Genomic DNA, 8,475 nt, shown 5'->3' with positions numbered 1-8,475 from the left:
CTGGCCGCTTCCAGCGCAGCCTGGCGCAGGGTTAACCCGCGCTCACGTGCATTGCGCTTGATTTCATCGGTGGTGCTGCGAAAACTGTTTTGCCCGAGATCGCCGAGCTCCGGGAACGGCGCATCAAGGGAATATTGCGCGAAATCGTGATGTTCAAAATAGCGGCCGAGGTAATTCAGCGCGTCGTTAATGGAAACCAGCGCTGCGGTGGTTTGATATTGCTGTTCAGCATCCTGCTCGCTGTCACCCACAATGACGCTGACGCCCTGGAAAATATGCAGGTCATCGTCACCCCGCCCCGCTATTTCTAACTGGCTTTTCACATCCTGATAAAAAGCTTTGGCCTCTGACAGTGATTCCTGATGGGTGAAAATGGCGTCAGCGTGTGTTGCTGCTAATTTCTTGCCATCCTCAGAAGCGCCAGCCTGAAATATAATCGGCCGTCCTTGTGGTGTACGGGCAATATTTAAAGGGCCGGCAACCTGGAAATAATCGCCATGATGATTGAGCGTATGCAGTTTCTGCGGATTAAAGAATTCACCGCTCGTTTTATTGCGGGTAAACGCATCCTCTTCCCACGAATCCCACAACCCTTTGACCACCTGCAAATATTCATCGGCAATACGGTAGCGTTGAGCATGTTCCGGGTGCTGCGCGCGCGAATAGTTCTTTGCTGAACCTTCCAGGGGCGATGTCACCACATTCCATCCAGCGCGCCCCTGGCTGAGATGATCGAGGCTGGCAAACTGTCTCGCGGTGGTAAACGGTTCGCTGTATGACGTTGAAACCGTGCCCACCAGTCCCAGATTGTTGGTGATGCTCGCCAGTGCCGACAATACCGTTAGCGGTTCAAAGCGATTTAAAAAATGTGGGATGGATTTCTCATTGATATACAAACCATCGGCAACAAAAATAAAATCCAGTTTGCCTTTCTCGGCAATTAATGCAGTGTCTTTGACAAACTCAAAATTAATACTGGCATCGGCAAGTGCTGCCGGATGACGCCATGCTGACATATTTCCGGAGGCACCATGCAGAATAGTGCCCAACCGTAATTGCCTTTTTTTAGCCATAGTACCCCCTACCCAACAGGTAAAATTAAAGGTGTGTGAATGCCGTTTTCGCTAAATGCGTAAAGTACTGCGCGGCGGGTTCAATTAATCGTTCGTCAGGATTAAATCCCGGATGGTGTAATCCGTATTCGCTGGCGCTGCCAATACTGACAAATGCCCCGGGCGTATTTTGCAGATAGACGGCAAAATCCTCTCCCCCCATATGCAGATCGGCATAGTGCGTCGTGTACCCGGAGGTTTTTGCCACCTCGGTGGCAATCTCTGCCCAGCGCGAATCGTTGACCAGCGCCGTGGGGCCCGCGTGCCAGATAACATCAATTTGTGCGCCAAAGGCGTGGGCAAATCCGGCGGCGATGTCATTCACCCGTGATTTGACCTGCTGCTGAACGACTGTGCGATGGGTTCTGAGCGTCCCTTCCAGCTCAACGGATTCTGGCAGCACGTTCCACGTGTTGCCGCCCTGAATACGGGTCACGCTCAACACCACCGAATCCAGCGTGTTAACCTCCCGGCTGGCCACGCCTTGCAACACCGTCACCAGTTGGCTGGCAAGCAGAATAGCATCTTTGCCTTCATGTGGCCGAGCGGCATGTGCGCCTTTGCCATGGATACGCAGCACGACACGATCGACGTTGGCATAAAATGCGCCGCCACGCGTGGCAAACTCACCCACCGGTAACCCAGGCTCGTTGTGCATACCGAAAATCGCCGCTACGTTTTGTAGCGCCCCGGCGCGGATTAACGCTTTCGCGCCACCAAAGTTTTCTTCCGCAGGCTGAAACAGGATACGAACCCGCCCCGGTAATGCGCTTTCTTGCTGTTTCAACAACAGCGCAGCACCGAGCATGACGCTGGTATGCACGTCGTGTCCGCAGGCGTGCATGACCCCCGGCGTTACGGAGCGAAACGCCACATCGGCATTCTCTTCTATCGGTAAGGCGTCGATATCGGCCCGCAGGGCGATAACATCGTCTCCTCGCCCAACCTCAGCCACCAGACCGGTGCTCAGTTCAAAGGGCAAAATGTTGACGTCGGCAGCACGCAACCAGTCGCGAATACGTGCTGTAGTCGCCACCTCCTGTAAGGACAGCTCCGGATACTGGTGCAGTTCACGGCGCCAGCCGATAAGCGTCGAGGCCAATGACATCAGACGACCTCCACAGCGGAATGGGCCTGCGCCAACAAATGCAGCGATGTCAGACGCGCATGACCTTCTGCTAGCGGGGTATCGATAATAAATTCATCAATGCCGTACTGCGCGTGCAGGCTGTTCAGCTTTGCGGCCACATCTTCGGCCGTTCCGTGCAACAACGCCTGCGCTCGACGGGCAATTTTTCGTGGCACGCTACCCGCCTGTGCGGCGAATGCCAACGCCTGCTCTTCACTGGCCACCGTCACGCGTTGACCATCTTCCAGCTCAACGCCCCATATTTGTACGTTCTCCGCCAATTGCGCGGCAGTCTCCGGATTGTTCGCCACAATCACCTGCACGGCGACAATCGTCGGGCGCACACTGCTGGCTTGCCAGTAAGTCAGAACATCGCGTAGCAGCGCCGGATCACCGTTCAGGTGCGCGGCAAAGATGAAATTCCAGTCAGACTCGGCCGCCAACTGTGCGCTTGGCACGCTGGCCCCCAACACGAATCTTTGCGGCGGAGAGGGCGGGATCGGCGTCGGAAATACCGCGTGCCCGGTTTCCGTCCCGGTCAATGCCAGCCAGGCATCGAGCTGCGAAAGCTGCTCGGCAAAGCTGCCCTTTTCACTCTGATGTAGCCCCTGCTGGAGCGCCTGCGTTGACAGCGGTAGACCGCCTGGGGCTTTCCCCACGCCGAGATCAACGCGCCCTGGGGCCAGTGATGCCAGTAAATTGAAGTTTTCCGCTACTTTATACGGGCTGTAATGTTGCAGCATAACGCCACCAGAGCCAACGCGGATACGTTGTGTTTGGCCAAGGATCCAGGCGATCACCAGCTCCGGTGACGGACTGGCTAGCTGCGGCGTATTGTGATGCTCCGCTATCCAAAAACGGTGGTATCCCCACGCCTCTGCCAGCTGTGCCAGCTGTAGCGTACGGGCAAGCGCAATGGCGGCAGTTTCGGTTTCCCCTATGGGGCTTTTATCGAGAATACTCAGGCGATATGACATGTTACAGGCTCACGATTGTTAACATGTCGTCATTATTAAATTATCAAACAACCATTCAGAAACATTTAATTCACATTTACTCAGCTAAAAAATCGCTAACCAACCTTACTTCTACTACGGGTAAGGTCTCTCCTGGGCAGGTATAAGAAGCAGAAAAAACATACCCTACAAAATATAATAGGGTTACTGTTTACGCCAGAAACCCAACAATATCATTTTGCGATAGTTTTATTTTTGCTCACTATATTTATTCTGAATTTAATTTAAGTCAGCTGAAGTATCTCTTTAGGTTATACACTTGTATTTATTGTTTCATATTTATGACCATTAACAAACTGCATACAACAAAAATTTTATTTGAAATACTTTCGTCAGGCTAATGATTAGTAGAGAATGCAGCGTTTCTTATTAAAAATGGTTTAAAACAGCTTTTTAATATCCCCTGGTATTATTCCGGGGGTTTTTGTATGACTTGAACATACCACCAGGGACCGCCATGAAAAGTAACATGCCCGTTACACAAGTTGAGCACACACTTAACGCGAAAGCGACGCTGCTGTCGACGACGGATAAAGAAAGCCACATTACCTATGCCAACACGGCTTTTATTGAAGCCAGCGGCTTTAATGAAACCCAGCTCATGGGCGAACCCCACAATATTATTCGCCATCCCGATATGCCCTCTGCCGCCTTCGCCGACATGTGGCACACTCTCCAGCAGGGTGACAGCTGGACCGGGATGGTGAAAAATCGCCGGGAAAATGGTGACCATTACTGGGTTCGCGCCAATGTCACCCCCGTCTGGCACCGCGAAAAATTAACCGGCTACATCTCTGTGCGTACCGTTCCATCACGAGAAGAAATAGCCCAGAGTGAGCAGCTGTATGAAAAAATAAATAGCCAGCAATTTAAAGGTTTCCGACTTTTTAAAGGCATTATTATTCGTCGTGGCATACTGGCATGGACCTCTGCGTTTAAATGGTTAAGCATAAGTCAGCGCGTCAATTATGCTTTAGGGGTAGTAGCCCTGCTCTGCGTATTATTAACACTCGCACCGGTGAATTCATTTATTCAGGCTGGCGGAATGATCGTGCTATTTCTGCTATTTGGTATTTACCTTAAGTGCCAAATTTGTCAGCCAGTTAATACGCTGCTCAGTCAAATGAAAAAGGTTGTCTCCGGCCGTAAACCCGATAACTGTCATTTAAATCGCGTAGATGAAATCGGGATGCTGATGCGACTGGTTAATCAATCCGGGCTGAATCTAAATTCTCTGGTGGATGATGTCAGTACACAAATCGCCGGGATCCGCGAAATCAGTCAACGGGTATCAAAAGAAGGCGTTGCACTGCATACACGTTCCGAAGAAACCTCCGCTGACCTGCAGCAAACCGCTGCCGCTATTGAAGAAATTGGCAGCGCGGTGCAACAAACCGCCGATACCGCCGCACAAACGATGACCATGGCCGATAAAACCAGCGTCAACGCGACGGAAGGCGGCGATATCATGAAACAGACCATCGGCATGATGCAGGCTATCTCACGTGATAACAGTCAGATCGTCGACATCATCGGTGTTATCGACAGTATCGCCTTTCAGACCAATATTCTGGCGCTGAATGCTGCCGTCGAGGCCGCACGCGCCGGGGAGTCCGGTCGTGGTTTTGCCGTTGTGGCGGCGGAAGTGCGCAACCTGGCTCAGCACTCCGCCTCAGCCGCCAAAGAGATCAAGCAGCTAATTGAAAAGAACGTCGCGAACGTCAACTCCGGCGTAAAAATGGTGGAGCAGACGGAAACGCATCTCACGGGCATGATCGGTGACGTATTGCAGATGTCGATGATGATTAAAGACATCAGCCTCGCGACGCGGGAACAAACCCAGGCGCTGGATCTGATCAATGACTCGATTTCACGCGTCGGCACCATGACCCACACTAACGCCGAGATGGTGGAACGTGTCACTGATGCCACCGCCGATTTAACTCAGCGTTCCTCACGACTGCAGCAGGCCGTTCAGGTCTTTGGCGTATCGGCATAATGCAGGCTTTGCGTCACTGATTAATTGACTGTAGGATGCTCGGCCGACAGTTTTCCCCTCTAACACAATGAAGGGTAACGCTGTTTTCGCCGCTGCACGGGCGGCAAAAAGGATTTTGTTAATTTGTCAGGCCAACAGGAAACGCAATGAACACACACAACACGCAAGCCGCAGAACAACATGCGGCGAAACGACGCTGGCTGAATGCTCACGAAGAGGGGTATCACAAAGCGATGGGCAACCGACAGGTACAGATGATCGCCATCGGCGGCGCGATTGGTACCGGGTTGTTTTTAGGGGCCGGGGCACGTTTACAAATGGCTGGACCCGCTTTAGCGCTGGTGTATCTGGTATGCGGTATTTTTTCATTCTTTATTCTTCGTGCGCTCGGAGAACTGGTTCTGCACCGCCCTTCCAGCGGCAGTTTTGTCTCCTACGCCCGTGAGTTCCTGGGAGAGAAAGCGGCCTATGTGGCTGGCTGGATGTACTTCATCAACTGGGCGATGACCGGGATCGTCGATATCACCGCTGTCGCGCTGTACATGCACTACTGGGGGGCGTTTGGCGATGTGCCACAGTGGGTATTTGCCCTTGGTGCGCTGGCGATTGTAGGTACCATGAACATGATTGGCGTGAAATGGTTCGCCGAGATGGAGTTCTGGTTTGCGCTGGTCAAAGTGCTGGCAATCGTGATTTTTCTGGTGGTTGGTACGGTCTTTTTAGGTACCGGACAACCGCTGGACGGTAACACCACCGGGTTTCATCTGATCACCGATAACGGCGGCTTCTTCCCGCACGGTCTGTTACCCGCGCTGGTGCTGGTACAAGGTGTGGTCTTTGCTTTTGCCTCTATTGAACTGGTGGGTACGGCCGCCGGAGAATGCAAAGATCCGCAAACCATGGTGCCAAAAGCGATCAACAGCGTGATTTGGCGCATTGGCCTTTTCTACGTTGGCTCAGTCGTACTGCTGGTGCTGCTGCTGCCATGGAACGCCTATCAAGCGGGCCAAAGTCCGTTTGTGACCTTCTTCTCGAAACTCGGCGTGCCGTATATCGGCAGTATCATGAACATTGTGGTGCTGACCGCCGCCCTTTCCAGCCTCAACTCGGGGTTGTATTGCACCGGGCGAATTTTACGTTCGATGTCGATGGGCGGTTCAGCCCCCAAATTTATGGCGAAAATGAGCCGTCAGCAGGTCCCCTGGGCTGGGATCCTCGCCACGCTGGTGGTGTATGTGGTCGGCGTTTTCCTCAACTATCTGGTGCCTTCGCAGGTGTTTGAGATCGTGCTGAACTTCGCGTCGTTAGGGATTATTGCGTCGTGGGGATTTATCGTGGTGTGCCAGATGCGTTTGCGTCAGGCCATTAAAGACGGCAAAGCGGCAGACGTCAGCTTCAAGCTACCGGGCGCGCCGTTTACCTCATGGTTAACGTTGCTGTTCCTGCTAAGCGTGCTGGTGCTGATGGCCTTTGATTATCCGAACGGCACCTACACCATCGCGTCGTTACCGTTGATTGCTATTCTGCTGGTTGCCGGATGGTTTGGCGTGCGTAAACGCGTGGCGGAAATCCAGCGCACCGCGCCGTAATCGCATTCAGGCCTGACAGCGTATCCCCGTCAGGCCTGCTTTCTTAGTTGGCTTCGATTAACTGCGCAACATCATTGCTGTTAATTTCCCGCGCGTTGCCATCCTGATCGGTATAGCTGGTCATCCCGGTGTCTTTATCCAACTGCGGTTTGCCCTGGGTGACGATAGTTTGCCCACTTTTCGTGGTCATGACGTAATCCGTTGAACAACCTGCCAGAGTAAACAGCATTACGCCTGCGCAAAGGCAGATAAATGGCTTTTTCATGATATTCCTGTGTTATGCAATGAGCCGATAAGGACCTAGTGTAAGTCCCTGATGTTTATCAGGCCAGCGATGGGGTGTAACGAGGCGTATCGTGGGGTATGGATAAATAACAGGAGGGGTTTCCCCCTCCGGGTAAATTACAGCGCGATGCGAATTACATCATCCGGCTGTGTGGCTTCCTGCTCACGTGAAGATTTTTGTTTCACGCTAACATACAGGGTTTTGCCATCAGCGGAGAGCGCCAGACTGTTCGGGAACGTCGGGGTGTCGAATGTTTTGACGACTTTATAGCTTTTCGCGTCAATCACGCTGACCTTACCGGCCTGACGATGCGTCACGTAGGCTTCATTGCGCGCAGGGTTGAACAGCACAGCCAGAGATTCCGGCGCGGCGACTTTCGCCAGTACTTTGCCGTCACGGGTATCAATCACCAGCACTTCTGCCGCTTTAGAATCGGTAATAAACGCGCGGTTACCAGCGGTATCCAGGCTCAGGTTGATAAAGAAATGCTCTTTGCCGTCATCCAGCAGCTTTTTGCGGCTGAGAATTTTATTGTCTGCGGTATCGATGGTAATAAACTCACCGTCAGCATTGGTGGTGTACAAGCGTTTAGCCTTGCTGTCGACAGCCAGACCGGTGCTCATTTTACCGGTGTTAGCAATGGTGGTTTTCAGTTTGATGGTTTCACCGTCGACCACCCAGATCACGCTCTCTTTACCAATCCCGCTGATGTAGACCGTGTTGGTGGCGTCATCGGCTACCAGCTGACGCGGCTGCAGCGGACGGACATCTTCCGAACGTTTACGCGCATCCAGTACCAGACGGCCTTTTACGTCGCCGGTTTTAGCATCCATCGCGGTGACTGCACTGTTGACAGTATTACCAAACCACAGGGTCTGTGTCGCATTATTGATGGTGGCGCCAAACGGTTTCAGGTCGTTATGAATCGCCTGTGTCACTTCCAGCGTGATCGGATCGAGACGGTAAACCACCCCGCCCTTATCCAGCTTACGACTCTGGGAGGTGGCAAGCCACAGTGCGTTTTCCTGTTGGCTGTACGCCATTTCGTAGGCGCCTTTGCCTACCGCTTTGCGCAGCAGTTCTTCCGCAGCCTGCGTACTAAAAGAGGATGCAACAAGCAGTGAACCTAACAGTAAAGAACCACGCAGACGCGGTGAAAACAGATGACGTAAAGACATGACGACTCCCTTTGATAAATTCATTTGTTACTGCTTCACAATGCTTCAATCAGCAAAATCATGGTTTTGCCTTTTTAAGAATGAGAATAGTAATCATTATTTATCTCAAAGTGGAGTGTTTATTCGCTTTCTGGCAACAACCTTCTTATTTTCTCCATAAATGCTT

At 52.2% G+C, this 8,475-nt stretch carries 7 protein-coding genes; 2 read left to right on the top strand and 5 right to left on the bottom strand.

The features are described 5' to 3' along the window. From FDW95_RS03165 to FDW95_RS03155, 3 genes are all read right to left on the bottom strand, one after another. Nucleotides 1–1,073, bottom strand: a 1,073-nt coding sequence (locus FDW95_RS03165; RefSeq protein WP_137363412.1) for an NtaA/DmoA family FMN-dependent monooxygenase, incomplete at its 3' end; no start/stop codon positions are given. A gap of 25 nt (nucleotides 1,074–1,098) precedes the next feature. Beyond that, entirely contained in the window at nucleotides 1,099–2,220 is a 1,122-nt protein-coding gene (locus FDW95_RS03160) for an amidohydrolase (RefSeq protein WP_115258466.1), read from the bottom strand. Beyond that, nucleotides 2,220–3,218, bottom strand: coding sequence for an MsnO8 family LLM class oxidoreductase (locus FDW95_RS03155; RefSeq protein WP_115258465.1), 999 nt, complete (start codon nucleotides 3,216–3,218; stop codon nucleotides 2,220–2,222). Before FDW95_RS03155 ends, FDW95_RS03160 begins: the two co-directional genes overlap by 1 nt. Nucleotides 3,219–3,714: 496 nt before the next feature. Here FDW95_RS03155 and FDW95_RS03150 point away from each other — a divergent pair, with 496 nt between their 5' ends. Both FDW95_RS03150 and ansP read left to right on the top strand, forming a co-directional pair. Beyond that, nucleotides 3,715–5,256 (top strand): PAS domain-containing methyl-accepting chemotaxis protein, encoded by a 1,542-nt coding sequence (locus tag FDW95_RS03150; protein WP_115258464.1) that lies wholly within the window; start codon nucleotides 3,715–3,717, stop codon nucleotides 5,254–5,256. A 146-nt stretch (nucleotides 5,257–5,402) separates the two neighbouring features. Continuing rightward, complete coding sequence (ansP, locus tag FDW95_RS03145; RefSeq protein ID WP_096756999.1) at nucleotides 5,403–6,845, top strand: L-asparagine permease; 1,443 nt, start codon at nucleotides 5,403–5,405, stop codon at nucleotides 6,843–6,845. Nucleotides 6,846–6,888: 43 nt separating this feature from the next. Here the strand turns inward: ansP and FDW95_RS03140 are convergent, their stop codons facing one another. Both FDW95_RS03140 and FDW95_RS03135 read right to left on the bottom strand, forming a co-directional pair. Next, entirely contained in the window at nucleotides 6,889–7,110 is a 222-nt protein-coding gene (locus FDW95_RS03140) for a YgdI/YgdR family lipoprotein (RefSeq protein ID WP_096756998.1), read from the bottom strand. Between the two features lie 137 nt (nucleotides 7,111–7,247). Further along, on the bottom strand, nucleotides 7,248–8,309 hold the full coding sequence (locus tag FDW95_RS03135) for a YncE family protein (RefSeq protein ID WP_115258463.1): 1,062 nt from the start codon (nucleotides 8,307–8,309) through the stop codon (nucleotides 7,248–7,250). Nucleotides 8,310–8,475 lie beyond the last annotated feature (166 nt).

It is taken from the genome of Citrobacter sp. wls718 (genome assembly GCF_005280945.1).
Taxonomy (GTDB): domain Bacteria; phylum Pseudomonadota; class Gammaproteobacteria; order Enterobacterales; family Enterobacteriaceae; genus Citrobacter; species Citrobacter gillenii.
The sequence above is the reverse complement of the archived record's forward strand: the minus strand, read 5'-3'. Positions and strand labels throughout refer to the sequence as shown.